The sequence below is a fragment of the Hydrogenophaga intermedia genome, from assembly GCF_023715105.1.
GTDB lineage: Bacteria > Pseudomonadota > Gammaproteobacteria > Burkholderiales > Burkholderiaceae_C > Hydrogenophaga > Hydrogenophaga intermedia_A.
The window spans coordinates 1-481 of record NZ_JAMBNO010000093.1; the positions used below are offsets into that span (position 1 = coordinate 1).

General features: G+C 70.5%; 1 protein-coding gene. It reads right to left on the reverse strand.

What is annotated here, in order from left to right:
• Positions 1–20: 20 nt before the first annotated feature.
• On the reverse strand, positions 21–481 hold a 461-nt coding region (locus tag M3149_RS22715; protein ID WP_251711617.1), incomplete at its 5' end, for a hypothetical protein.

The following is a 481-nucleotide window of genomic DNA, read 5'->3' on the forward strand; positions in this document are numbered from 1 at the left end:
CGCAGGTCGGTCGAGTGAGCTCATGTGGGGGCCAGGGCTGCGGTGAGAGTGTGGGCGATGAGGTGGGCGTAGCGGGCCTCGCTCCAGCCGCACTCGCCGGTCAGGCGCAGGAAGACGCCTTCGTCGGTGGCGATCGCATAGATGACATCGGCTGCGTCGTCCTCGCTGACCTCTCCGCTGAGCGCGCCACGTCTGCGCAGCTCTGCTGCGAGGGCGCGAAGGTTGGCACGGGTCTCGGCATGCGCACGGTCGCGGTGCTCGGCCAGCTCCGGGTCGGTCTCGGCAGCGGCCTCGCCGAGCGCGATGATGGCCGCGGTTCGCGTCATCAGGGCGGCGTTGAGCCGGGCGAACCTCGAGAAGACCTCGTCGACGGGGCCGGCGAGCAGCGCGCGCCACTCTGGACGCTGTGCCAGCGGGATGCCGGCTTCGTCGCCTTGGACTGCGACCTGGATGACCTGCCGCAACAGTGTCGGCTTGGTCG